Here is a 22865-nt window from a genome sequence, read left to right on the forward strand (position 1 = left end):
CGCGCCGTCACGCGGCCTCTCGGCGGCGCGGCAGCAGCAGGCCGACCGCCGCGATCAGCAGGCCCAGCCCGGCCGCCATGAGGAAGACCCGGTCGTAGCCGGCGGCGAGGGCCTCGACCGCGGCCGGCCCGCCGGGCGCCGCCGCCGTCCGGGCGGTGGCGGCCGTCGCGAGGACCGCGAGCCCGACCGCGCCGCCCGCCTGGGCCGCGGTGTTGGCCACGCCGCCGATGATCCCGGCGTCGCCCGCCGGGACACCGGCGGTCGTCACCGCCATGAGGGTGGGGAACGTCAGCCCGATGCCGACCGCGACGAGCAGCGTCGGCCCGAGCACGGCGGCGAGGTAGCCGCCGGCGGCGTCCGCCTGGGAGAGCCAGCCGAATCCGGCCAGGAAGCAGCCGCAGCCCGCCAGTATCAGGAGGCGCGCGCCGGTGCGGGGCAGCAGGCCGGCGGCGATGCGCGCGACCACCAGGAACGTCACGGCCGCGGGCGTCTGCCCGAGCCCGGCCCGGAGCGCGCCGTAGTCCAGGACGTTCTGCAGGAACAGCGACGTGAAGTACCACATCGCGGGCGCGATCCCTCCGAAGAGCAGCAGCATGCCGCTGCCCACGGCCACTCCCCTGATCCGGAACAGCCGCAGCGGCATCAGCGGCCGGGCGGCGAAGCGTCCCTCCACCACGAGGAAGGCGGCGATGAGGAGCAGGCCCGCCGCGACCGGCCCGGCGACCCGCGCGGCCGTCCAGCCGTGGTCGGTGCTCTGCATGACCCCGTAGATGAGCGCGGCCAGCCCCGCCGTCCCGGTGACGGCGCCGGTGAGGTCGAGCGGCTCCCGCCGGCCGGCTCGGGCGCCGGTCAGCGCCGTCATGGCCACCACGATCAGCACCGCGCCGATCGGCACGTTGATCAGGAAGACCCAGCGCCAGGACAGGCCCGTCGTGAGGGCCCCGCCCGCGACCGCGCCCGCCATCCCGCCCACGCCGCCGGCGGCGGACCACGCGCCGAACGCCTTCGCGCGCGCACGCTCCCCGGGGAAGCCGGTGCTGATCACGGCGAGCGTCGCCGGGGCCAGCATGGCGGCCCCCACGCCCTGGACGACGCGCGCCGCCACCAGGAGTTGCGGCGCGTGCGCCAGCCCGCCGACCAGGCTGGAGGCGGAGAACAGGAACATCCCGGCGGCCAGCGTCCGGCGGTGGCCGAACAGGTCGGCGGCGCGTCCGCCCAGCAGCATCAGGCCGGCGAAGGTGAGCAGGTACCCGTTCACCACCCAGGCGAGGCCCGCGGCCGAGAAGCCGAGGTCGCGGTCGATCGAGGGCAGGGCGACGTTGACGATGGACGCGTCCAGAATCACCATGAACTGGCAGGCGCAGACCAGCCCCAGCACCATCCAGGCGGGGCCGGTCCTCACCTCCCCGGGGTCGGGGACCAGGGTCTTCTCAATCGGTTCGGACGACACGAGCGCCTCCTAGGGACGAGTGGGTACAGCCGGTGCGGCGATCGGGCCTGCCGGTACGCGCCCGCACCGCCAGGGAGCGATTCACGGGTGACCCACCCGCTCACGGCTGCCCGCGAGTAGGCGGAGGGCGGTCTCGGCCAGGCGGCGGCCCTGGTAGCGGGCCGCGTCGAGGACCGCCGTGTCGGGGCCGTCGCCGGACGGGCCGGTCACGGACGAGGCGCCGTAGGGGTTGCCTCCGGCGGCGTAGACGGCCGGGTCGGTGTAGCCGGGCGGGACGATCAGCGCGCCCCAGTGGTAGAAGACGTTCGCCAGCGAGATGAGCGTGGCCTCGTTGCCGCCGTGCCGGTTGTACGCCGAGGTGAAGGCCGTCACCGGCTTGTCGGCGAGCACGCCCTCCCGCCAGAGTCCGGCCGTCTGGTCGATGAACTGCTTGAGCTGCGCGGCGGGCGCGCCGAAGCGGGTCGGCGTGCCGAACGCGTACGCGTCGGCCCAGGCCAGGTCCTCGACCGCGGCCTCGGCGATCGAGGCGGTGGCGTCCCTGTGCCGCCGCCACTGCGGGTTCTCGTCGATCGTGCTCTCCGGCGCCAGCTCGGCGACCCGCCGCAGCCTCACCTCGGCCCCGGCCGAGGCGGCGCCTTCGGCGACGGCCTGGGCGAGCGCGTGCACGGCGCCCGTCGAGCTGTAGTAGATGACGGCGACCTTCACGGACATGTCGGCTCCTCGACGTCGCGCTAGAATTAGTTATCCGCATAATGTTATGCGCATAACTATCTCGTCAAGGAGGGGCCGTGGACTTCGACCGCGCCGACGCGATCAACCAGGCCATCCGCATGCTGAGCCTGCGCCACCGGGCCCGGGCCGCGGCGCTGCTCACCCCGCTCGGCCTGCATCCCGGCCAGGAGACGCTGCTGCTCGAACTCGCCCGGACCGGCCCGCGGATCCAGGCCCAGCTCAGCGAGGCCCTCGGCTGCGAGCCGCCCAGCGTCACGCTCATGGCCCGCAAGCTGGAGGCGTCCGGCCACATCCGCCGCAGGCCCGCGCCGTCCGACAGGCGCGCCAGCATCGTGGAGCTCACCGACTCCGGGGCGGCCCTGGCCGAGCGGGTCAAGGAGCTGTGGTGCGACCTGGCGGAGGAGACGGTGGCCGGCCTGCCCGAGCAGACCGTGGCGGACCTGCCCGGCGTGCTCGGCACCCTGACCGCCAACGTCGACACCCGCCGCGCCCGCCACGACGACCCCGGCCCCGCGCGACGATGACACCGGGTGGCGCGCGACGACCCCGGCCTTCCCCGGCGCCGGGCTGGGGGAAGGCCGGGATCAGGGAGCCGTCAGGACTTGAGGGCCCTGCCTCCGAAAGTCACGAGGAGGCGGCCGTCCGAGGCGAAGGACCAGCCGAGGGCGCCGGCGTAGGAGGAGCACCGGGAGCCGTTCGCGCCGGTCCAGAACTGGTTGGAGCCGTCGGCGTCGCCGACGACCTTGTCGTTCGATCCGTCGACGCCGAACCGGCACGAGGTGTCGTTCCGGAACACCGAGTTGCCCGCGTCGAACGAGAAGTTGCGCTCGGCGTTGTCGATGCTCGCGTTGTCCGACACCGTCATCGGGCCGGGGTTCCGGTTGTAGGTGAATCCGTGGTGGCCGTTGCGGTAGGCGATGTTGCGCCGGACGACGTGCTTGACCGCGATGTCCTCGCCGCCGAGCTTGTAGCCGTTGCGGTCGCCGTTCCCGGCCTGGCCGCCGTTGGAGAGCGTGCCGTTGCCGTAGGAGAGGGAGTCCTCGATGGTCACCGGGCCGATGGCGCCGGTCTCGCTCTTGGTGTAGAGGTCCCAGCCGTCGTCGATGTTGTTGTGGGAGACGTCGTAGCGGAAGACGTTGCCGGAGCCGACGGTGAGCTTCGCGGCGAAGCCGTCGGCGTCCTCCCCGTCGGAGTCGGCGTTGTCGTGCGACTCCGAACTCAGCACGAGGTTGCCGGACGGCCACTGGTCGCGCGGGGTGTCGGAGGCGATCCGCGAGATCTGGAGCCCGGAGTCGCGGTTGAAGCGGGTCACCGTGCGCTCGATGACGTTGCCGCTGCCGCCCACGAAGATCCCGTTGTCGCCCGCGTGCTCGACGACGACGCCGCGGACGTGCCAGTACGACCCGTTCACGGCGAGGCCGCGGTTGGCGGGGTCCTCGCTCATGGCGGCGAAGTTCAGGACCGGCGTCTCACCGGGATAGGCGAACAGCTCCGTGCGGTCGCCCTGGGAGCCGTTGCGGCCCTGCGGGATGGTGACCGTCTGCGAGTAGCGGTAGGTCCCGCCGCGCAGGTAGATCGTCCCGCCTGGGGTGATGCGCCCGATCGCCGAGGTGAGCGTCGTCGGGTCCGCCTGGGTCCCGGACGCGCCGTCGCTGCCGTTCGGGGCCACGTACAGCGTGTCGCCGCCGGTGGGGGGCGGGGTATCGCCGGTCTCGGCGTCGACGTAGTCGATGTTGGGCAGGCCCTCGGCGCCGGTGGGGGTGAACCGGACGGTGTTGGCGCCCGCGTTCAGCGTCACCGTGATCGTCTTCGTGGCCCAGGCGTCCCACGAGCCCGTGCTCTCGAACGACACCGACGGGACGGCGGAGCCGTTCACGGCGACGTCCGCGGGCCGGGCGCCGGAGGTGCCGTTGGCGAAGCGGACCCGCAGCGTCGCGCTGCCGGCCGCCGACGCGTTCACCGTTAACTGCGCGTAGGCGCCGGCCCGGTTCGTGCCGTTGCAGAACCCGCTGCCGGAGTAGCCGCCGTGGTCGGAGTCGATGGTGCCGGTGCACACCGCCGGCGAGGTCTCGGCCTCGTAGCGGACGGTGGCGGCGTGCGCGGCGGCGCCGGGCAGCGCGACGAGCGCGCCGGCCAGCAGGCCGCCGCACGCGATGAGGGGTCTCAGCTGCATCGTCGTTCTCCAATCGGGTGGTTTGTGCCAGAGGGGGTCGCTGGCACGGCGGGTGGTGGGAGCACTGTGGGCGGCGTCTACGGGAACGCTTCGCCTGCGACCGCGCCGGCGAGCCAGTCGAAGGCCGCGTCCTGCATGGCGCGGTCGAAGCGGTGCGGTGCGTCGAAGAAGGCACCCGTGTAGCGGGCGGGCGCGTCCCGGTAGGCGTCGGTGATCTGCCTGTGCGCCCGGCGCATGCCCCGGGCGGGGAAGAGCGGGTCCGCGGCGGCGTAGAGGACCATCAGCGGAGCCGGGGCGCGCGAAGCCACCACGCCCGGCCAGTCCGCCAGCCGGGTCAGGCCCGGCGGGAACATCATCCAGGAGTGGGCCGCCACGTGTTCCTCGCGGAGGTCGCGGAAAGAGGACACGGCCGCGGCCACGGCCACCGCGCCGACACCGGGATCGAGCGCGCCCAGGACGGCGGCGCGCACCCCACCGCCCGAAAGCCCGATCGCGGCCACAGAGCCGGCGTCCGGATCGGAGGCGGTGGCCGAGCCGGAGACGGCGGCCGAGGCAGGGCCGATGTTCGAAAAGCGGGCGATGTCGGGGCGGGAGCGCAGGTACGCGGCGGCCGCCAGGTCCTCGGAGGCGAGGACGCCGGTGAACGAGGTGCCCATCAGGGTGCAGGCCTTCGCCAGGACGTGCTCGTGGCCGCGGGCGGCGCGGTCGTAGCGGTCGGGCTCGCTCGCGTCCGGTCCCATGCCCTCCACCGGCGGCAGGTCGGCCGGCGGGAACCGGCGGCTGCCCCAGGCGAAGACGTCGTGGGCGAGCACGGCGAAGCCCCGGCGGGCCAGCTCCCCCGCGTAGGCGCGGCCGTCGTAGAGCCGGTCGCGCAGACGGGCGACCTCCGGCGCCGGCGGCTCCGGACCGTCCGCGATCTTGTCCTTGCCCGCCCACTTCATGCCCGCGTGGCAGTGCATCGCGAGGACTCCGGGCAGCGGGCCGGCGACGCCGTGCGGACGCAGCAGGTAGGCGCGGGTGCGTGGCCCGAAGCCGACCGTCCAGGAGAGCTCCTCCCCGTCCAGCCCGTCGCGTGTCCAGCGCCGCTCGACCCGGACGTCACGGGCGCGCAGGTCGAGGACGCCCAGCACGTCCCTGAGCCGTTCGCGCAGGCCGGACCCCGGCACCGGGAACAGCCCGCGCTGCCGTGAGGCGACCTCCGCCAGGCCCGCGAACCCCGCTGGACCGGCGGAGTCTGCTTGGGGCGGGGGGGCTGGTGGGCGGGGGCGCATCAGTCGGCCCGGCGGGTGCCGCCCGCCGTGAGTGCGACGGGGGCGCCGGTCGTCGCGGACTCGTCGGCGGACACGCCGATCATCACGCTCGCGACGCCCGCGCGGTATCCGGCCTGGCGGGCGAGCGGGTCACGCGACGGCCCGCGGAACACGTCGTCCAGCAGCAGGGCGTCGCCGCCGCCGTGCGCGCCCGCGCCCTTCTCGATCGCGATCTCCTCCGGCTCCCGCCAGTGCCGGTGCAGCACGAGCCGCTCGGACGCGCCCGCGGCGTGCTCCTTGCCGGACGCGGTCGGGTCGATCGCCGCGTGCGGCGGCGTCCAGGCGCGCTCGACGACGTCCAACTCCAGGCGTCCGGCGGTGCCGTTGACGACCGCGCGGTAGCCCTCGGCGGGCGCGTGCGCGTTGAGGGAGTAGGTGAGCAGCGCGCCGCCCTCGTAGCGGACGAGGACCGCCATGTTGTCGTCGATCGTCACGCCCTCGCCAAAGACGTCCTGGTCGCGCAGGTAGCCGTCCTCGTGCTCGGCGTCGAGGTAGAGGCGCTTGAGCCGCGGGTCGGCGGACAGGTCCAGCAGGAACGGGTCGGTGCCGAGCCGCGCCGCGCCGCGGGCCCGGGCGGGCCGGTCGGCGAGGCCGCGGGCGCGGGCGTTCGCGGCGCCGTAGAAGCGCAGGGACGTCTGCGCGTAGACGGAGGCGGCGGCGTCGGCGATCCACCAGTTGACCAGGTCGAAGTGGTGGGTGGACTTGTGCACCAGCAGCCCGCCCGAGTTCGCCTTGTCGCGGTGCCAGCGGCGGAAGTAGTCGGCGCCGTGGACGGTGTCGAGCGCCCAGTCGAAGTGCACCGAGGTGACCTCGCCGATCGCGCCGTCCGCGATGAGCCGGCGGACGGCGCTGTTGCGCGGCGCGTACCGGTAGTTGAAGGTGACGACGAGCCTGCCCGGAGCGCGCTCGGCCGCCTCGGCGATCGCGGCGCAGTCCTCGGCGGTGGTGCACAGCGGCTTCTCCACGACGACGTCCTTGCCGGCGTCGAGGGCCGCGACCACGTAGCGGGCGTGGGCGGCGTCGACGGTCGCGACCACGACGGCGTCGGCGAGGTCGAGCATCGCGCCGAACTCCTCGGGGGCGAAGCACGGCACCTCGCGGCCGATCCGGTCGAGGTGGTAGCGCAGGCGCGTCCGGTTGGGGTCGCAGAGCGCGGTGATCTCACCGGTGTCGCTCCACTCGCCGAGCAGCGCGTCGACGTACATCTGCGCCCGGTGGCCGAGCCCGACGAAGGCGTATCGCATGCGGGGAACTCCAGAGAGGGAATGGAGCCGGGGGGTGGCGCCGTGCGGCCCGTCCTCGGGCCGCACGGCTCGTCACGGGTCGGACGTCAGGACAGCGCGTTGTCGGCCTCGGTGAGGAAGGTCTTGGCCGCCGCGTCCGGCTGCGCCTTGCCGAACAGCACCGAGTCGGTGGCGCGCTTGAGGATGTCCTCCATCTCCATCGCGCCCTTCGGCGGGACGACCACCGGGCTGAGGTCGCTCTTGATCGATTCCATGAAGGCCAGCACCTTCTGGTCCGCCGGGGTGAGCTTGCCCTTGATCGCCGCGATGACCTTGGCGTTGGTGGGCAGGCCCCGGTCGCTGAGCAGGATCGCGCCGGCGTCCGGGTCGTTGACCAGGAAGTCGACGAACTTGCGGGCGTTCTCGGACTTCTCGGTCCGGGACGAGATCGTGTAGTACATCGCCGGCTGGAGGAACATGCCCGAGGCGGAGGCGCCCGGCGCCTTCGGCATGCGCAGCAGGTCGAGCTCCTGCCCGGAGCCCTTGGTCAGCGCGTCGAGCTGGTTGCTCCACCAGCTGCCGAACACACTGGTGTTGGTGGCGAGCAGCGCCTGGTCGACCTTGGTGCCGGTCTCCAGCATCTTGGCGGCGCCCGGACCCGCCTTCGTGTCGATGATCTTCTTGAGCAGGGCCCACCAGTCCTTGATGGTCTGCTCCGACAGCGCCACCTTGCCGTCGCCGTAGAACTGCTCGCCGCGCTGCGCGGCGAAGATCTGCAGGAACGCCGGGTTCTCGTTGTACTCGGTGCCCCAGACCTTGCCGCCGCTCTTGTCGGTGATCTCCTGGGACGTCGCGATGTACTCGTCCCAGGTCCAGGTCTTGTCGTCCGGCATCTTCTGGCCGTACTTCTCCAGGGCCGCCTTGTTGACGATCATCGGGAAGGCGTTGACCCCGGTGGGGACGGCGTACTGCTTGCCGTCGACCTGGCCCGCCTTGAGGACGCTCTGGTCGAGGTCGGCGGTGTTCACCTTCCCGGTCAGGTCGGCGAGGGTGCCGCGGCCCGCGTACTCCCCCAGGCCGCGGATCTCGATCGACATGACGTCCGGGGCGTCCCCGGCGGCGGTCTTGGTGGCGAGCTTCTCGTAGTAGCTGTCCCAGTCCGAGAAGTCGCCCTCGACGTCGATCCCCGGGTTCTTCGCCTCGAACCTGGCAATGGCCGCCTCGGTCAGCTTCTGCCGGGAGTCGCTGCCCCAGTAGGAGAAGACGATTTTGTTCTTGCCGCCGGAATCGCCGTCACCGCTGCCGCACGCGGTGGCCGACACCGCGAGCAGGGTGAGGGCGGTGGCCGCCAGGATGCGCTTCATCAGTCGTGTACCTCCGGGGACGGGGGTGGGGAGGGACGGGGGGCCGGTTCGGGAGGGCGGGAGCCCGTGCGGGAGCGGGGCCTATTTGAGGCCGGTCGTCGCCATTCCTCGGACGAGGTATTTCTGGCCGGCCAGGAAGAAGCCGAAGATGGGGCCGAGCGAGATGATCGACATCGCGAACATCGGCCCCCAGGAGGAGTCGCCGCTGGAGTCCATGAACTGGCGCAGCGCGACCGGGGCGGTGAGCTTGTCGGAGTTGGTGAGGTAGAGGTTCTGGGTGAAGAAGTCGTTCCACGTCCAGATGAAGGTGAAGATCGCCGTGGTGGCCAGCGCCGGGACGCACAGCGGCATCACCACCTGCAGGAACGTGCGCCAGTAGCCCGCGCCGTCGATCGCCGCGGCCTCGTCCAGCTCCCGGGGGAGGGTGCGGATGAACTGCACCATCAGGAAGATGAAGAACGCGTCGGTGGCGAGGAACTTCGGCACCACGATCGGCCAGATCGTGTTGATCCAGTCGATCTTGTTGAACATGATGTACTGCGGCACGACCGTCACATGGTGCGGCAGCATGATCGAGCCCAGCATGACCGCGAACCAGACCCGCTTGAGCGGGAACTCCAGCCGGGCGAACGCGTAGGCCGCCATCGAGCAGGCCAGCAGGTTCCCGACCACCGCGAGGGACGTGATGACCGCGGAGTTCCAGAGGTAGTAGCCGAAGGAGTGCTTGAGGGCGACCCACCCCTCGGAGTAGTTCTCGCCGGTCGCCTCGGACGGCACCAGGCCGGGCTCCCGGAAGATCAGCTCCTCGGGCTTGACCGAGCTGGAGATCATCCAGAGCAGCGGGTAGAGCATGAACAGCCCGAACGCGATCAGCAGCAGGTGCCTGGTCAGCCGCGAAACGGGCCGGAACAGCAGCGGCGCGCGCTTGCCCGTCGCCGGGCCGCCCTTCGCGCGGTCGCCTTTCGCGCGGTCGCCTTTCGCCATGCGCTTACCTGTCGTCGCCATAGAAGACCCAGAATCGAGACATGAGGAAGTTGACGGCGGTCAGGGCCGCGATGATGAGCAGGAGCACCCACGCCATGGCGGCCGCGTAGCCCATCTCGTAGTTCTTGAAGCCCTTGATGTAGAGGTAGAGCGTGTAGAAGAGGGTCGAGTCGACCGGCCCGCCGTTGCCGCCGCTGACGACGAACGACTGCGTGAACGACTGGAACGACTTGATCACTTCCAGCACGGCGTTGAAGAAGATGATCGGTGTGAGCAGCGGCAGCGTGATCGAGCGGAACTGCCGGATCCGGCCGGCGCCGTCCACCCGGGCCGCCTCGTACAGGCTCTGCGGGATCTGCCGCAGCCCGGCCAGGAAGATCACCATGGGGGCGCCGAACGTCCAGACGTGCAGGACGATCAGCGTCCAGAGCGCGGTGTCGGGGCTCGTGACCCAGCCCTGGCCGTGGTAGCCGAACCAGCCGAGGAACGTGTTGACGATCCCGTCCGTCCCGAAGATCTTCCGCCACAGGATCGAGATCGCCACGCTGCCGCCGAGCAGGGAGGGCAGGTAGAAGACCGACCGGTAGAACGACAGCCCGCGCAGCCCCCGGTCCAGCGCCATCGCCAGCCCGAGGGCGAACGCGAGCTGCAGCGGGACGGAGACGACGACGTAGGTCGTCGTGACCTTGAGGGAGTTCATGAACCGGTCGTCGGCCGTGAACATCGTGTCGTAGTTCTTCAGGCCGACCCAGTGCGCCTCGCTCAGCAGGCTGTAGTCGGTGAACGACAGGTACAGCGAGGCGATCATCGGGCCGAGCGTGACGGCGAACAGGCCGATGAACCACGGCGCCAGGAACAGGTGGGCCGCCCACGCCTGCGAGCGTGCGCGGGAGCCCGCACGCCGCCGGCGCCCGCGCCTCCACCGCGGCGCGCCCGCCCCGGCGGGCGGCACGACCGGCGGCTGCGGCGTCGCCGCCGTGCCGGACCCCGCGGATCTCAGCGTCATCACTGGCCCCTCGGTCAGTCGGGCGAATTGAGATAGCGCTTTCTTATAGCTCCGCCGTCGATCCCGTCAACCCTTTGCAGTGAGCTGGCTCACGATCGGCTCCAAGGTCGTCTCGGATCTTCCCAGGTCATGCGGAGATCCAGCACGCAGCGCGAGCGCCAGATTGTTGCGGGTTGCGAGCTGTTACTACAACCGCTTGCAGTTCAGGCCTGACCGAAGCGGTAGGTGGTGACCGAAACGTGCTCCTGGCCGGGCCGCAGGACCACGGACGGGAACGCGGGCCGGTTCGGCGCGTCCGGAAAGCGCTGGGTCTCCAGGCACAGCCCGGCGAACGGGCCGTAGGGCGTGGCGACGCCGTCCAGCATGTGGCCGGTGTAGAACTGGACGCCCGGTTCGGTGGTGGTGACCTCCATCGTGCGCCCGGTGGCCGGATCGGCGACCGCCGCCCCGCCCCGGAGCACGAAGCAGTGGTCGTAGCGGCCGCCGAGCCGCGCGCCCACCCGGGTGGGGACGGTGAAGTCGAACGGCGTCCCGGCCACCGGGGCGGGCTCGCCAGTGGGGATCTTCCCCTCGTCCACCGGCAGGTACCGGTCGGCCTCGATCGTCACCACCTGGCGGCGCACGTCCCGCGTGCCGGACAGGTCGAAGTAGGAGTGGTTGGTCAGGTTGACCAGCGTGGGGGCGTCGGTCGTGGCCCGGTACTCCAGCCGCAGCGCGTCGCCGTCCAGGACGTACCGGACCTGGGCGTGCAGCTCTCCGGGGTAGCCCTCCTCGCCGTCCGGGCTCACCAGGCTCAGCAGCAGCTCCGCCGGGCCCGCCGACTCCGCGCGCCACACCCGCTTGTCGAAGCCGCGGACGCCGCCGTGCAGGCTGTGCGCGCCGTCGTTGACGGCGAGGCGGTGCTCCCTGCCGTCGAGCGTGAACCTGCCCCCGGCGATGCGGTTGGCGTACCGGCCGACGACCGCGCCGAAGTACCGGCTGCGGTGCAGGTAGTCCTCCAGCGTGGGGAGCCCCAGGACGACGTCGGCGCCGTCGGCGATCTCAAGCCGCTGGAGGATCGCGCCGTAGGTGAGGACGGAGGCGCGCAGCCGCCCGTTGTCGAGCACGTGCCGCTCGACCCGCTCCCCTTCCGGCGTGACACCGAAGTCGAGCCCGGCGCCGGATTCGGGGGTGGCGTCGTTTTCTGGAGTAGCGCCGGGAGCGCCGTCGTGAAGCCTCATGGGGATCCTTTCGGAGGGGCGGTGGACTCGCGGACGACCAGGTGCGTCTCCAGGACGGTGGCGGCGCTCATCGACTTGATGAGCAGGTCGACGGCCATGCGGCCGGCGTCGGCGGTCGGCATCGCGACCGTCGTGAGCTTCGGCCGGTGCAGCCGCCCGGTGACGCTGTCGTCGACGCCGATCACGCTGACGTCGCCGGGCACGCTGACGCCCCGCTCCTCCAGCGCCTCGATGAGGCCGATCGCGACGAGGTCGTTGTAGGCCAGGACCCCGGTGACCCCCGCCTCGGCCACCCGTTCGGCGACCGCGATGCCGCCCTTCTCGGTGGGCGCGTTGGGGCCGATGACGAGCGTGTCGAGGCCGGGCACGTCGGCCACGGCACGGCGGATCTCGCCGCTCGTCCAGGAGCCGGCCGGCCCCGAGACGAGGGCGACGCGCCGGTGGCCGAGCGCGGCGAGGTGCTCCATCGCGGCGCGGGCGCCCTGGGCGACGTCCATGACGACGGTCGGCACCCCGCGCATACGCCGGTTGACCAGGACGAACGGGATCGTCTCGGCCAGCTTCTCCAGGGCCTTGTTGGACGAGCGCGGGCTGCACAGCACGATGCCGTCCACCTGCTTGGAGAACGCCTGGACGAGGTCCTGCTCCTCCGCGGGGTCCTCGTCGGTGTCGGCGACGAACAGGTGGTAGTCCTGGCCGCGGGCGGCGGCCTGGGCGGCCTTGATCAGCGGGGGGAAGAACGGGTTGGCGAGGTCGGCCACGATCAGCCCGAGGTTGTTGGTCCGGCCCGTGGTGAGCGAGCGGGCCGCGCGGTTCGGCCGGTAGCCGAGCCGCTCGGCCACCGCGAGGACCCGGGTCCGCGTCTCGGCGTTGACCATGTGGGGCGCGGAGAAGGTCCGCGACACCGTCGACACATGCACGCCGGAGGCGTGCGCCACATCCCGGATCGTCACTGCCATGGCGCCCATCCTAACGCAACCGTTTGCACGTCACAGCAGAGCCCACGGAGTGTTTCTCCTGGTCAAAAGCTGATACTTGACGTACCGCCAAGGATGGAGCGATCGTTACTGCAACTGTTTGCAGGGAGATCGAAGGAGTCGCCGCGGTGAGCAGAGTGCTCGTCACCGGAAGCGCGGGCCGGCTGGGCCGAAGCGTCGTGGCCGTGCTGGCGGCCGCCGGGCACGAGGTGATCGGCGTCGACACCGCCCCCGGCACCCCCCGGGACGCCGCCGCCACCCTACCGGCCGACCTCACCGACCTCGGCGAGGCCCATTCCGCCGTCACCCGGTTCCGGCCGGACGCGGTCGTCCACCTCGCCGCCATCGCCGTCCCCTTCGGCCGGACGGACGCCACGACGTTCCGCGTCAACACCCAGCTCGCCTTCAACGTCTGCGCGGCCTCGGTCGCGCTCGGCGTGGAGCGGCTGGTCGTCGCCAGCAGCCCGACGGTGATGGGCTACGGCGCGCCCGGCGGCTGGGCGCCCGACTACCTGCCGCTGGACGAGGAGCACCCGACCCGGCCCTGGAACGTCTACAGCCTGTCGAAGCTGGTCGCCGAGCAGACCGTGCAGACGTTCGCCCGCTCGGCGGAGGGCACGCGGATGGCCGCGTTCCGGCCCTGCTTCGTGGTCGCGCCCGAGGAGTGGGAGGGCGCCCCCACCCAGTCGGGCCACACCATCCGCGAGCGGCTCGACCGGCCCGAGATCGGCGGCGCCTCGCTGTTCAACTACATCGACGCCCGCGACGCCGGCGCGTTCGTCGACGCCCTGCTCGCCGGGCTGCCCCGGCTGGAGCGCAACGGCGAGGTGTTCTTCGCGGGCGCGGCCGACGCGCTGGCCCGCGAGCCGCTGGCCGAGCTGCTCCCCCGCTTCGTCCCGCAGGCCGGGGAGCGGGCCGAGTCCCTCACCGGCGCCTCCCCCGCCTTCTCCTCCGCCAAGGCCGAACGGCTGCTGGGCTGGACCCCCGAGCGCAGCTGGCGCACCGAGCTCTCCTGAAGGGACGCTCGCCCATGGAACGGACCCTCCAATGATCAAGGATCTGTCGGTCGCGCCGCGGTCGGTGCCGCTGGCCCGGCCGTGGGGCGCGGACGTGCCCTGCAACCACGTCCTGGTCGTCACGCTCACCCTGGACGACGGACGCTCGGGGACCGGCGTCTCCTGGACCCCGCAGATCGGAGCGCACGCGGTCAAGGCGCTGCTGGAGCACGACGTCCGGGACGCGGTGATCGGGCTTCCGGCGCACCCCGGGCTCGTCTGGGACCGCCTGTCGGCCCACCTCGGTGAGGCGGGACGCACCGGGATCGTCCCGCTCGCGATGGCCGGTGTGGACCTGGCGCTGTGGGACCTGGAGTGCGGCGAGCGTCCGCTGGTCGAGGTCCTCGGGGCGCGGCGGGACCGCGTCCCCGTCTACGGGAGCGGCGTCAACCTCCACTACACGCTGCAGGAACTGACCGCCCAGGCCGCGCGGTGGGCCGCCGAGGGATACCCCGCCGTCAAGGTCAAGGTGGGCCGTCCCTCGCTCGCCGAGGACGTCGCGCGGGTGGCCGCCGTCCGCGAAGCCGTCGGCCCGGACACGGCGCTGATGATCGACGCCAACCAGCGGTGGGACCTGCACCGGGCACGGACCGCACTGCGGGCGCTTGAGCGCTTCGACCTGTTCTGGATCGAGGAGCCGCTGCCCGCCGACGACATCGCCGCCCACGCGGAACTGCGCCGCGGCATCGGCACGCCGATCGCGGTCGGGGAGAACGTCGCCACCGTGCACGGCTTCCGCGACCTGCTGACCGCGGGGGCCTGCGACGTCGTCCAGCCGAACGTGGTGCGGGTCGGCGGCATCACCCCGTTCCTGCGCATCGCGGACCTCGCCCGCGTCTTCGACGTGCCCGTCTACCCGCACCTGCTCACCGAGCTGTCCGGGCAGCTCGCCCTCGCCCTGCACCATCCCCCGATGGTGGAACTGGTCGAGGACGCCTCGCTGGCGGACCTCGGGCTGCTCGCCGCCCCGTCCCCCGTGGAGATCACCGGTGCGGAACTGCGCGCGACGGGCGCGCCGACGAGGTGGGCCCGGTGAGGCCGGTCCGGGTCGTCGTGGCCGGGGTCCACGGGTACGGGCGCCACCATCTGGACAACGTCGCCCGGCTCGGCGCGGCGGGCCGGGTCGAGCTGGCCGGCGTCTGCGACGTGCGGCCGCCGTCCGGGCTCGGCGTGCCCGTGTCGGCGGACCTGCCCGCGCTGATCCGCGAGACCGGGGCGGAGATCGCGGTGATCGCCACCCCGATCCACACCCATGCCCCGCTGGCCGTGGCCGCCCTCGACGCGGGCGCGCACGTGCTCCTGGAGAAGCCGCCCGCGCCGTCGGTCGAGGAGTTCGAAAGGATCTCCGCTGCGGTGGCCCGGACGGGGCTGGCGTGCCAGGTCGGCTTCCAGTCGCTCGGCTCGGACGCGATCCAGGCCGCCCGGGAGCCGGTCGGCGGACCGTTGCGCGGCATCGGGGTGGCCGGGGCGTGGAGCCGGCCGTTCGGCTACTACACCCGCTCGGCCTGGGCGGGCCGCCGCAGGCTGGACGGCGCCGACGTCATGGACGGCGCCCTCACCAACCCCTTCGCCCACGCGGTCGCGACCGCCCTGGCCGTGGCCGGGGCCGACACGGCGGAGTCGATCAGCGACGTCGAGCTGGAGCTGTACCGGGCCAACGCCATCGAGTCCGACGACACCTCCAGCGCGCGGGTCCGGCTCGCGGACGGGACGGTCATCGCGATCACCGTCTCCCTCTGCTCCGACCGGCGCACCGAGCCCTACCTGCACCTGCACGGCCGGGACCGGTCCGCGCGCCTCTTCTACACGGTCGACGAGATCGAGGCGGACGGGGTCGTCACCGGCCACGGCCGGGCGGACCTGCTCGACAACCTCGTCGCGCACGTGCGGGACGGCGCGAAGCTCCTCGTGCCGCTCGCCCGCACGGGAGGCTTCACCCGGCTGCTCGACGCGATCCGGCTCGCGCCCGACCCGCGTCCGATCGAGGCGCGGTTCGTCCGGGCCGAGCCGTCAAGGCTGGTCCTGCCGGGTATCGCGGATCTGGCCGTGCGCGCCGCCGAGGACCTGAAGACCCTCTCCGAGCTGGGCTTTCCCGGCAGCCTGGGGTCCGTGCGGGCGCCGTGGCCGCAGACCTCGCTGCGAGTGGACGGGCGGGAGGTGGCCGAATACGTCCAGCGCGGCGACCTCCAGGCCACCGACGCCCCGAGGCCCCACCTGCACCCGGTGCGGACCCTCGGCGGGACGGTCGTCACCGAGAGCCGCCCGGAGGACCACGTCCACCACCTCGGTGTGAGCGTCGCGATCTCCGACGTCGACGGCGTCAACTTCTGGGGCGGATCCACCTACGTCCGCGGCGAAGGGCCGAGGATGCTCGCCGACCACGGGAGGCAGCGGCGCCGCTCGCTCCGTCCCGTCGACGGCGGCTACGCGGAAGAGCTCGCCTGGACGGGGCCGGACGGGACCGTCCTCGCCGCCGAGGAGCGGACCCTGGTGGCGCGGGCCGTGCCCGGCGCATGGGCGCTGGACTTCGCGTTCACGCTGACCGGCCGGACCGGGCGGCCCCTCGTCCTGCAGAGCTCGGCGTGCAAGGGCCGGGCCGGCGCCGGGTACGGCGGCTTCTTCTGGCGCGCCCCCAAGGACTCCGCCGGTCTCGCCGTCTTCACCGGCGAGGCGTCCGGTGAGGAGGCCGTGCACGGCAGCGTCACCCCGTGGCTCGCGCTGACCTCCGACGCGTGGAGCCTGGTGTTCGTCCAGACCACCGGGCTCGATCCGTGGTTCGTCCGGGTCGCCGAGTACCCGGGCGTCGGGCCCGCACCGGCGTGGGACGAGCCCCTCACCGTCCCGGAACGGCTGGAGCGCGCGATCACCGTGGTCGTCGCGGACGGGCGGCTCGCCCCGGAGCGCGCCCGCGCCCTCGCGGAGGGGGCGGCCGCGCCGCTCACCCGGTGAAGACCTCGGCCGCGGCGCTCCTGCGGAGTTCTTCGAGGAGGTCGATCTGCGCCTCGGCCCGCTCGTGCAGCTTCTCCAGCTCGTCCGCGTCCAGGTCCGGCGTCCGGTCGGCGAGGGTGCGCAGCGTGCGCCATCCGGCGGCCTTGCCCTCGACGGCCAGGCGCAGGAACTCGTACTCCACCAGGTCGGTCAGCGGGGAGCGCTCCTTCAGGCGGCCGTTGAACTTGAGCCGTCCCGCCTTCTCGGCCACGGACAGCGCGATGCTCTTGTAGTGGCGGACGGGGATGCCGAGCGACCCCATGATGGCCAGCAGCGCTCCCCGGTCGGCCGCGATGTCGTCGGCCAGCCCCTGCAACCGCTCCTCGTCGGGCCTGCCCTGGTGCGCCTGGGCGAGCGCGCGCGACCTCCCCACGCCCGCCGCCGCGCCCGCGAGGTGGTCGTTCAGGTAGATCGCCAGGAACGGTCCGGCAGTCGTCTCCATACGGGTCCTCTCGGGTGGTGCCGCTCGTCGGCCGACGCACCTCGCGGTACCCGGCGGACGGCCGGGTACTCGCCGCGGTCCCCCGGTCCGGCCGCCCTTCCCCGGCGGCCGGACACCCGCACGTCCGGAGTGGGCAAAAACCGGTCCATGTGCGCTTGTGCCGGTGAACGCCCGGGTACGGCCCGACCGACCAAGGGGGGAAAATGATCAAGACACTGCACAAGCGGGGCATCAGGTCGCACCACATGTACTCGGCCGGACTCGGGTCGGTCGGCCTGGCTATCGCGTCGTGGGCGCTGTCCAGCCGGCTTGAGGAAAGGGGCATGGAACGCGCCGACCGCTGGGGCATCTTCGTCGGCGAGTGGGCTCCGACCTTCTTCGCCATCGGCGTCGCCATGCGCCTGGAGGAGATGCAGGAAGCGATCGCCGAGGTTCCGGAGCAGCGCGGCGAGATGGGCGAACGGGCCGGAGGCCGCGCGACCCACGCGATGCGCTAGCCGAACTCGGCCGTACATCGTGAACTCGGTCATGTGGCCGTAGGCAGACCCCAGGCGTCGCAAGCGCGACATCTGGAACCATGGCCCGCATGACCGAACGCACCGGCCTGCGGGCGGCCGAGGAGGAGTTCCTTCCACCGGCGGACTGGGGACGCGGACCGGGCACGGCGCCCGGAGCACGGGCGGCGTGGGCGTTCGGAGCCCTTGCCGCGGTCCTCGTCCTGGGCCGGACGTGGGCGGCGCCGCGGATCGACGCGCGAGCCCTGGACGCCTGGGCCACGATCTTCGTGGCGGTGTGCGTGCAGGCGCTGCCGTTCCTGGTCTTCGGCGTCGCGCTGTCGGCCGCGATCACGGCGTTCGTCCCGGCATCGGTGTGGCGGCGGGTGCTGCCGCGCCGGCCGGGGGCGGCGGTGCCGGTCGCGGGCGCGATGGGAGCCGTGCTGCCGGGGTGCGAGTGCGCCTCGGTGCCGGTCGCGAGCGGGCTGATGGCGCGCGGGGTGGCGCCCGCCGCCGCGCTCACGTTCCTGCTCGCCGCCCCCGCGATCAACCCGGTCGTGCTGGTCGCCACCGCGGTCGCCTTCCCCGGCCGGCCGGAGATGGTGGCGGGGCGGTTCGCCGCCTCGCTGCTCGTCGCGGTGCTGGCCGGGTGGGCGTGGCTTGCGCTGGGCAGGCGCGAGTGGCTCAGGGTGCCGTCCCGGCCGGACGCGCACGGCGCCGCCGGACGCCTGGACGCGTTCCGGCAGGCCATGCGGCACGACGTCATGCACGCCGGAGGGTTCCTGGTCGTGGGCGCCGCGGCGGCCGCGACCATCAACGCCGCGGTGCCCTCAAGCTGGGTCGCGTCGGCGGCCGGTGACGCGGTGGTGTCGGTCCTGCTGCTGGCGGTGCTGGCCGTGCTGATGTCCATCTGCTCGGAGGCCGACGCGTTCGTGGCGGCCAGCCTGTCGCAGTTCTCCACCACCGCGCGGCTGGCGTTCCTGGTGGTCGGGCCGATGGTGGACCTCAAGCTGATCGCCCTGCAGGCCGGGTTCTTCGGCCGGAGCTTCGCGATCCGGTTCGTCCCGCTGGTGTTCTGCCTGGCGGTGGGGGTCAGCGCGCTGGTGGGAGGGCTGCTGCCGTGAGCAGGTCCGCGCAGAACCTGCTGCTGGTCCTGCTCGGCGGCGCGATGCTGTGGATCACGCTGGGCAGCGGCGAGTACGTCAACTACGTGCGGCCCGGGTTCCGCTACCCGCTGGTGGCCGCGGCGATCGCCCTGGTCGTGCTGGGCGCCGCCGGGCTGCGCCGGGAGTGGCGGGACACGGGCGGCGACGTCCAGGACGTCCACGAACCCCACGGCGACCACGGCGGGCACGCGCACGGGCCGGGGGTGGCGTGGCTGCTCTGCCTGCCCGTGCTGGCGGTCTTCGTGATCGCGCCGCCCGCGCTCGGCTCGTTCACCGCCGCGCGCGGCGCCGGCCGCGCCGCTCCCCCGCCGGCGCCCGCCGAGGGCTTCGCCCCGCTGCCGAGGACGGGGGCGCCCGCCCCGATGAGCATGGGCGAGTTCATCGGACGCGCCTACGAGGCGCAGACCGGCGACCCCGCCTCGTTCGCGGGGGTCCCGGTGCGGCTGACGGGCTTCGTGAGCCCGCCGGCGAAGGGCGAGCGCGGCTGGCGCCTCGTCCGGCTGAAGGTCGCGTGCTGTGCGGGGGACGCCGTCCCGTTCCCGGTGATCGTGCGCGGCCTGCCGCGGCCGCCCGCCGACGCGTGGGTGTCGGTCGACGGGGTGTGGGAGCCGCCCGCGACCGGGCGCCGGGCGACGGTCGTCCAGACGCTGCGCGGACGGTCCCTCCAGCGGGTCGGCAAGCCCGGCAACCCCTACGAGTGACCGCCCGCGGGAGTGGCCGGGCCCGCCGTCATGCGCGCATCGGCACGGTCAGACGTGGCCGACGCCGGCGCCGGCGGTGACCGTCGCCTTCACCGCGCCGCCGGACTCGGCCGTGTAGGAGTACGGGATCGCCGCGACGGACCCCGAGTTGCGGGTGGCGGGCGTCCCGGAGTTCACCAGGTAGTTGTCGGAGACCTTGATGTTGCCCTGGTCGGACGAGCCCTCCTGCAGTGAGGTCGGTCGCGCGACGTTCTCGAAGTAGTTGCGCTCGACGAGGACGCCGGCGTTCTCGGTGGACGCGACGCCGTAGCTGCCGATGCCCTTGTAGTAGTTGTTGAACACGTGCACCGGGTTGGCGAAGCGCACGCGCGGGTGGCGCTGGTTGGTGCCGTCGAACCAGTTGTGCACGTAGGTGACGCGCAGGTGCCCGAGATCCTCGCCACCGTTGCCGTCGCTGTGGCCGAGCAGGGCGGTCTTGTCGTGGTCGTGGTAGTGGTTCCACGACACCGTGATGTAGTCCGAGGCGCGCTTGATGTCGGTCAGGCCGTCGTACCCGTCGGACAGGTCGTTGTGGTCGATCCACACGTTCGTCGAGTACTGGACGTTGATCGCGTCGTCGCTCGCCCCCGTGAACGTCAGATTGCGGATGATGACGTTGCGGGCCTTGGAGACGTTGAGCCCGCCGCCGGTGATCCGGCCCGACGTGCCGACACCGATGATCGTCTTGTTGGACGCCACCTTCTGCATGCCGGACACCGCGATGGTGCCGGTGATCCGGATGACGTAGGGCGCGCTCGCGGTCGCGTAGGTGTTGAGCTGGGACGCGCTGGTCGCGGTCACCGTGGCGCCGCCCGCGCCGCCGGTCGTCCCGCCGTTCATGGCCGCGTACCCGACCGGGGACGACTCGGCCGCGACGGCGGCGCCGGGCTGCTGGGCGGTATCGGGCTGCACAGGGGTGGGCCGGGCGGCGGCGCCCGACGCGCCGGACGCGACGGTCACGGCGACGCCCGCGGACGCGGCGAGCGTTCCGAGGAGCAGGGTTCTGGTCTTCATGGCGGGGGGCCTTTCTGGTGCGTGGAGCCGCGTCACCGCACGTAGATCTGCGGCTGGGGTGGTGTGGACATGCCGTCGCCGAGGAAGAAGCCCGGGTGCGGCGGCTGGTTGTAGGCGGTGTTCTGCCAGGCCAGCGCTGTCCGGTACTGGGTGTCGTGCAGGAGCGTGTAGAGCTTGCGGTCGGTGACGTCCCGAGTCGTGTAGACGCGGAGTCGCGTGTTGTCGGTGGTGGGCCAGACGACCTCCTCTCTCCAGTCGCCGAACAGGTCGCCCGAAAGCGACGGGACCGACTTCGTGCCGTTGTTGGAGTGGACGCCCGAGGCGGTGAGGAGCCGGGTGTCGCCCGACGGGCCGTACTTGTCGATGCGGGTCCCGTCCAGCAGCTCGCGCACCGGATCGGCGTCCCACCAGACGAGGAAGTTCATCGTGGACGGCTTGCGGCCCGCGTTGTTCCCGGTGACGCTGCGGAGCTCCGAGACGGCGGCCGACCAGAACTCGGCGCCCGGACGTCCTGACCAGATGTCCCCCGCGACGCCCCGGCCGTTGTCGCAGCAGGCCGGTGTCGACCACAGGATCCGCCCGTCGCGCGGATCGATGTAGAGCGAGGACGGCTGGCCCGTCGACTCGCTGACCTTGAAGTACTCCAGTCCGGGCCGGGCGGGGTCGAAGTCGCCGAGGTGTTGGGCGTCGCCGTGGCCGGTGCGGGTCGTCCACAGGCCGCTGCCGTTGTCGTCCACCGCCATGGCGCCGTAGACGATCTCGTCCCGGCCGTCCTGGTCGACGTCGCCGACCGACAGGCTGTGCGAGCCCTGGCCGTCGAACCCGCGGCCGGCGTTGGTGGAGCTGCTGCTGTCGAACGTCCAGCGCCGGGTGAAGCGGCCGTCGCGCCAGTCCCACGCGGCGATCACCGTCCGGGTGTAGTAGCCGCGCGCCATGATCAGGCTGGGCCGGGCGCCGTCCAGGTAGGCGGTGCCCGCGAGGAACCGGTCCACGCGGTTGCCGTAGGAGTCGCCCCACGACGAGACGTTGCCGCGCGCCGGCACGTAGTCGACGGTCTGCAGGGCGCCGCCCGTGCGGCCGTCGAACATGGTGAGGTACTCGGGGCCGCTGAGGATGTACCCGCTGGAGTTGCGGTGGTCGGCGGACGCGTTGCCTATGGTCCGGCCGGTGCCGTCGACCGTGCCGTCCGCGGTCTTCATCGCGACCTCGGCCCGGCCGTCGCCGTCGTAGTCGTAGGCCTGGAACTGGGTGTAGTGCGCCCCGGCGCGAATGTTGCGGCCGAGATCGATCCGCCAGAGGCGGGTTCCGTTCAGCCGGTAGGCGTCGATGTAGACGTTGCTGGTGTAGCCGCTTTGCGAGTTGTCCTTGGAGTCGGACGGGTCCCACTTCAGCACGAACTCCAGGCGGCCGTCGCCGTCGAGGTCGGCCACGCTGGCGTCGTTGGCGCTGTAGCCGGACCCGGGCGGTTGGATCGGCACGTCCAGGTAACCGTCGCCGAACCGGAGCGAAGCCTCGGAGGACGTCCCCTCGGCGCCGTTCACGATCGGCCGGACGGTGTAGGAGGCGTCGGCCGGCGCACCCCGGTCCCAGTAGTTGGTCGAACCGGTGACCGTGGTGACGCGGGTCCCCCCCGCGGTAGAGGGCGAAGGCGGTGGCGGGCGGGTCGGTGCCGAGCAGCCGCCAGCCGACGTAGTTGCCGTCGCCCGAGCGGACGCTGATCAGGCCGCGGTCGAGGTCCTCGACCTGCCGGGCGGCGGCGGCGTGCGCCTTCGGCGGCGCGACGGACGCGGCACCGGGAACGGCCAGGACCGCGGCTCCGGCGGCGGCCAGGGCGAGATGGAGGGCTTTGGGGCTCACGGACCACTTCCTTGGGAGCGGGGCGGGGCGCCCGGGCGGGTCTTCTCCCCCTAGTCGCCGCCCGCGCCCGGAAGGTTGCCGCACCGTCCCGCGAGCCCCGTCCGGGACGGTGCTCGGCCGGCGGGCCGCCGGTCGTCGAGCCTGCGGGCCAGTTCGGCGACGCCCTTGGCGGTCTGGCTCTTCACGGTGCCGACCGCGACGCCGAGGACGCGGGCGGTGTCCTTCTCGGACAGGTCGAAGGCGAACCGCAGGACCACGCACGCGCGCTTGCGCTGGGGCAGCGTCCGCAAGGCGGCCCGCATGTCCACGACCGCCGGGACGTCGGGCTCGCGAACGCGGTCGTCCATCCGGGCGCCCAGCCGCACGGCCTTGTCCCGCTCCCGCACGAGGGCGCGGATCCGGCTCCGCGCCATGTTGACGACCATTCGGCGCACGTAGGCGACCGGCTGGTCGGCGGCGCGCACCCGGTCCCATCGCTGCCAGGCGGCCGCCATGGCATCGGCGGCCAGGTCGTCGGCGCCGTCCCGGTCGCCGAGCAGCAGGAAGGCCAGCCGCGCCAGCTCGCGGTGGTGCCGCTGGAAGAAGCGATGGAACTCGGCGTGGGCGGACTCGTCCGGTGAATCGTCATGGGAGCGCTCCCATTGATGCAGCGGAAGCATCGTCACCGCCT

General features: G+C 72.7%; 21 protein-coding genes and 1 pseudogene. 7 read left to right on the forward strand and 15 right to left on the reverse strand.

The annotated features are described in order from the left end of the window. Nucleotides 1-7: 7 nt before the first annotated feature. Nucleotides 8-1450, reverse strand: coding sequence for an MFS transporter (locus tag AB0C21_RS06750; protein ID WP_500203072.1), 1443 nt, complete (start codon nt 1448-1450; stop codon nt 8-10). Between the two features lie 81 nt (nt 1451-1531). Continuing rightward, the gene (gene wrbA / locus AB0C21_RS06755; RefSeq protein ID WP_500203073.1) at nt 1532-2161 is read right to left on the reverse strand and encodes an NAD(P)H:quinone oxidoreductase; all 630 of its coding nucleotides are present in this window, start codon (nt 2159-2161) and stop codon (nt 1532-1534) included. A gap of 77 nt (nt 2162-2238) precedes the next feature. Between wrbA and AB0C21_RS06760 the strand changes: the two genes are divergently transcribed. Continuing rightward, entirely contained in the window at nt 2239-2706 is a 468-nt protein-coding gene (locus AB0C21_RS06760) for a MarR family winged helix-turn-helix transcriptional regulator (protein ID WP_500203074.1), read from the forward strand. Nucleotides 2707-2777: 71 nt separating this feature from the next. On the opposite strand, the gene AB0C21_RS06765 is transcribed toward AB0C21_RS06760, so the two are convergent. The 8 genes from AB0C21_RS06765 to AB0C21_RS06800 all read right to left on the reverse strand — a co-directional run bounded on the left by AB0C21_RS06765 (nt 2778) and on the right by AB0C21_RS06800 (nt 12421). Further along, nucleotides 2778-4355, reverse strand: coding sequence for a right-handed parallel beta-helix repeat-containing protein (locus AB0C21_RS06765; protein WP_500203075.1), 1578 nt, complete (start codon nt 4353-4355; stop codon nt 2778-2780). A gap of 77 nt (nt 4356-4432) precedes the next feature. Continuing rightward, entirely contained in the window at nt 4433-5521 is a 1089-nt protein-coding gene (locus tag AB0C21_RS06770) for a dienelactone hydrolase family protein (RefSeq protein WP_500203076.1), read from the reverse strand. 104 nt (nt 5522-5625) lie between these two features. Next, nucleotides 5626-6909, reverse strand: coding sequence for a Gfo/Idh/MocA family protein (locus AB0C21_RS06775; protein ID WP_500203077.1), 1284 nt, complete (start codon nt 6907-6909; stop codon nt 5626-5628). 86 nt (nt 6910-6995) lie between these two features. Continuing rightward, on the reverse strand, nt 6996-8252 hold the full coding sequence (locus tag AB0C21_RS06780; protein WP_500203078.1) for an ABC transporter substrate-binding protein: 1257 nt from the start codon (nt 8250-8252) through the stop codon (nt 6996-6998). A gap of 81 nt (nt 8253-8333) precedes the next feature. Further along, the gene (locus AB0C21_RS06785; protein WP_500203079.1) at nt 8334-9236 is read right to left on the reverse strand and encodes a carbohydrate ABC transporter permease; all 903 of its coding nucleotides are present in this window, start codon (nt 9234-9236) and stop codon (nt 8334-8336) included. 4 nt (nt 9237-9240) lie between these two features. Next, entirely contained in the window at nt 9241-10242 is a 1002-nt protein-coding gene (locus AB0C21_RS06790) for a carbohydrate ABC transporter permease (RefSeq protein WP_500203080.1), read from the reverse strand. A 203-nt stretch (nt 10243-10445) separates the two neighbouring features. Beyond that, nucleotides 10446-11462: an aldose epimerase family protein gene (locus tag AB0C21_RS06795; RefSeq protein WP_500203081.1), complete on the reverse strand. Its 1017-nt coding sequence runs from the start codon at nt 11460-11462 to the stop codon at nt 10446-10448. After that, nucleotides 11459-12421, reverse strand: a complete 963-nt coding sequence (locus AB0C21_RS06800) for a LacI family DNA-binding transcriptional regulator (protein WP_500203082.1) — start codon at nt 12419-12421, stop codon at nt 11459-11461. The genes AB0C21_RS06795 and AB0C21_RS06800 overlap by 4 nt, the downstream gene beginning before the upstream one ends. A gap of 146 nt (nt 12422-12567) precedes the next feature. Between AB0C21_RS06800 and AB0C21_RS06805 the strand changes: the two genes are divergently transcribed. From AB0C21_RS06805 to AB0C21_RS06815, 3 genes are read left to right on the forward strand one after another with little or no spacing between them, the layout of a single operon-like run. Next, the gene (locus AB0C21_RS06805) at nt 12568-13455 is read left to right on the forward strand and encodes an NAD-dependent epimerase/dehydratase family protein (RefSeq protein ID WP_500203083.1); all 888 of its coding nucleotides are present in this window, start codon (nt 12568-12570) and stop codon (nt 13453-13455) included. A gap of 31 nt (nt 13456-13486) precedes the next feature. After that, nucleotides 13487-14530 (forward strand): mandelate racemase/muconate lactonizing enzyme family protein, encoded by a 1044-nt coding sequence (locus AB0C21_RS06810; protein WP_500203084.1) that lies wholly within the window; start codon nt 13487-13489, stop codon nt 14528-14530. Beyond that, nucleotides 14527-16443, forward strand: coding sequence for a DUF6807 family protein (locus AB0C21_RS06815; protein WP_500203085.1), 1917 nt, complete (start codon nt 14527-14529; stop codon nt 16441-16443). The genes AB0C21_RS06810 and AB0C21_RS06815 overlap by 4 nt, the downstream gene beginning before the upstream one ends. Here the strand turns inward: AB0C21_RS06815 and AB0C21_RS06820 are convergent. Then, nucleotides 16433-16924 (reverse strand): hypothetical protein, encoded by a 492-nt coding sequence (locus AB0C21_RS06820; RefSeq protein ID WP_500203086.1) that lies wholly within the window; start codon nt 16922-16924, stop codon nt 16433-16435. The two genes, AB0C21_RS06815 and AB0C21_RS06820, sit on opposite strands and share 11 nt — an antisense overlap. Nucleotides 16925-17127: 203 nt before the next feature. Here AB0C21_RS06820 and AB0C21_RS06825 point away from each other — a divergent pair, with 203 nt between their 5' ends. The 3 genes from AB0C21_RS06825 (at nt 17128) to AB0C21_RS06835 (ending at nt 19285) form a co-directional block, all read left to right on the forward strand. Then, the gene (locus AB0C21_RS06825; RefSeq protein WP_500203087.1) at nt 17128-17421 is read left to right on the forward strand and encodes a hypothetical protein; all 294 of its coding nucleotides are present in this window, start codon (nt 17128-17130) and stop codon (nt 17419-17421) included. An 80-nt stretch (nt 17422-17501) separates the two neighbouring features. Then, complete coding sequence (locus AB0C21_RS06830; RefSeq protein ID WP_500203088.1) at nt 17502-18542, forward strand: permease; 1041 nt, start codon at nt 17502-17504, stop codon at nt 18540-18542. After that, nucleotides 18539-19285, forward strand: coding sequence for a TIGR03943 family putative permease subunit (locus tag AB0C21_RS06835; protein WP_500203089.1), 747 nt, complete (start codon nt 18539-18541; stop codon nt 19283-19285). The genes AB0C21_RS06830 and AB0C21_RS06835 overlap by 4 nt, the downstream gene beginning before the upstream one ends. Before the next feature lie 48 nt (nt 19286-19333). On the opposite strand, the gene AB0C21_RS06840 is transcribed toward AB0C21_RS06835, so the two are convergent. The 4 genes and pseudogenes from AB0C21_RS06840 to AB0C21_RS06855 all read right to left on the reverse strand — a co-directional run bounded on the left by AB0C21_RS06840 (nt 19334) and on the right by AB0C21_RS06855 (nt 22854). Then, nucleotides 19334-20338 (reverse strand): pectate lyase family protein, encoded by a 1005-nt coding sequence (locus AB0C21_RS06840; RefSeq protein WP_500203315.1) that lies wholly within the window; start codon nt 20336-20338, stop codon nt 19334-19336. Nucleotides 20339-20370: 32 nt separating this feature from the next. Then, on the reverse strand, nt 20371-21879 hold the full coding sequence (locus tag AB0C21_RS06845; RefSeq protein WP_500203090.1) for a rhamnogalacturonan lyase: 1509 nt from the start codon (nt 21877-21879) through the stop codon (nt 20371-20373). Between the two features lie 142 nt (nt 21880-22021). Beyond that, nucleotides 22022-22279, reverse strand: a pseudogene (locus tag AB0C21_RS06850) (hypothetical protein); the annotation flags it as partial. Next, the gene (locus AB0C21_RS06855) at nt 22246-22854 is read right to left on the reverse strand and encodes a SigE family RNA polymerase sigma factor (RefSeq protein WP_500203091.1); all 609 of its coding nucleotides are present in this window, start codon (nt 22852-22854) and stop codon (nt 22246-22248) included. The gene AB0C21_RS06855 and the pseudogene AB0C21_RS06850, both read right to left, overlap by 34 nt. Between the last annotated feature and the right edge of the window lie 11 nt (nt 22855-22865).

The organism is Spirillospora sp. NPDC049024 (genome assembly GCF_040649235.1).
Lineage (GTDB): Bacteria > Actinomycetota > Actinomycetes > Streptosporangiales > Streptosporangiaceae > Spirillospora.